Source organism: Serratia sp. CY71090 (genome assembly GCF_052166845.1).
Lineage (GTDB): Bacteria > Pseudomonadota > Gammaproteobacteria > Enterobacterales > Enterobacteriaceae > Serratia > Serratia nematodiphila.
In genome coordinates this window covers 1-1,721 of record NZ_JBJNOA010000027.1, presented here as the reverse complement: position 1 = coordinate 1,721, position 1,721 = coordinate 1, and the positions used below count along the sequence as shown (strand labels likewise).

General features: G+C 52.5%; 1 rRNA gene. It reads left to right on the top strand.

Annotated elements, in window-relative coordinates:
• The first annotated feature begins 167 nt into the window (after nucleotides 1-167).
• A 16S ribosomal RNA gene (locus ACJ8OK_RS24265) occupies nucleotides 168-1,709 on the top strand.
• The last annotated feature ends 12 nt before the right edge of the window (nucleotides 1,710-1,721 follow it).

Genomic DNA, 1,721 nt, shown 5'->3' with positions numbered 1-1,721 from the left:
CTGCTCTTTAACAATTTATCAGACAATCTGTGTGGGCACTCCACAAGACGATATCCAGCATCTTCGGATGCAAAAAAATATCAAGTCTTGAAGAGTGACTAACTGAAGTAAAATTCATGCAGTAAATCTTTGAGCATCGCTTCTCGAGTGGAAGCAAATCAAGCTTTTAATTGAAGAGTTTGATCATGGCTCAGATTGAACGCTGGCGGCAGGCTTAACACATGCAAGTCGAGCGGTAGCACAGGGGAGCTTGCTCCCCGGGTGACGAGCGGCGGACGGGTGAGTAATGTCTGGGAAACTGCCTGATGGAGGGGGATAACTACTGGAAACGGTAGCTAATACCGCATAACGTCGCAAGACCAAAGAGGGGGACCTTCGGGCCTCTTGCCATCAGATGTGCCCAGATGGGATTAGCTAGTAGGTGGGGTAATGGCTCACCTAGGCGACGATCCCTAGCTGGTCTGAGAGGATGACCAGCCACACTGGAACTGAGACACGGTCCAGACTCCTACGGGAGGCAGCAGTGGGGAATATTGCACAATGGGCGCAAGCCTGATGCAGCCATGCCGCGTGTGTGAAGAAGGCCTTCGGGTTGTAAAGCACTTTCAGCGAGGAGGAAGGTGGTGAGCTTAATACGTTCATCAATTGACGTTACTCGCAGAAGAAGCACCGGCTAACTCCGTGCCAGCAGCCGCGGTAATACGGAGGGTGCAAGCGTTAATCGGAATTACTGGGCGTAAAGCGCACGCAGGCGGTTTGTTAAGTCAGATGTGAAATCCCCGGGCTCAACCTGGGAACTGCATTTGAAACTGGCAAGCTAGAGTCTCGTAGAGGGGGGTAGAATTCCAGGTGTAGCGGTGAAATGCGTAGAGATCTGGAGGAATACCGGTGGCGAAGGCGGCCCCCTGGACGAAGACTGACGCTCAGGTGCGAAAGCGTGGGGAGCAAACAGGATTAGATACCCTGGTAGTCCACGCTGTAAACGATGTCGATTTGGAGGTTGTGCCCTTGAGGCGTGGCTTCCGGAGCTAACGCGTTAAATCGACCGCCTGGGGAGTACGGCCGCAAGGTTAAAACTCAAATGAATTGACGGGGGCCCGCACAAGCGGTGGAGCATGTGGTTTAATTCGATGCAACGCGAAGAACCTTACCTACTCTTGACATCCAGAGAACTTTCCAGAGATGGATTGGTGCCTTCGGGAACTCTGAGACAGGTGCTGCATGGCTGTCGTCAGCTCGTGTTGTGAAATGTTGGGTTAAGTCCCGCAACGAGCGCAACCCTTATCCTTTGTTGCCAGCGGTTCGGCCGGGAACTCAAAGGAGACTGCCAGTGATAAACTGGAGGAAGGTGGGGATGACGTCAAGTCATCATGGCCCTTACGAGTAGGGCTACACACGTGCTACAATGGCGTATACAAAGAGAAGCGACCTCGCGAGAGCAAGCGGACCTCATAAAGTACGTCGTAGTCCGGATTGGAGTCTGCAACTCGACTCCATGAAGTCGGAATCGCTAGTAATCGTAGATCAGAATGCTACGGTGAATACGTTCCCGGGCCTTGTACACACCGCCCGTCACACCATGGGAGTGGGTTGCAAAAGAAGTAGGTAGCTTAACCTTCGGGAGGGCGCTTACCACTTTGTGATTCATGACTGGGGTGAAGTCGTAACAAGGTAACCGTAGGGGAACCTGCGGTTGGATCACCTCCTTACCTAAAGATATT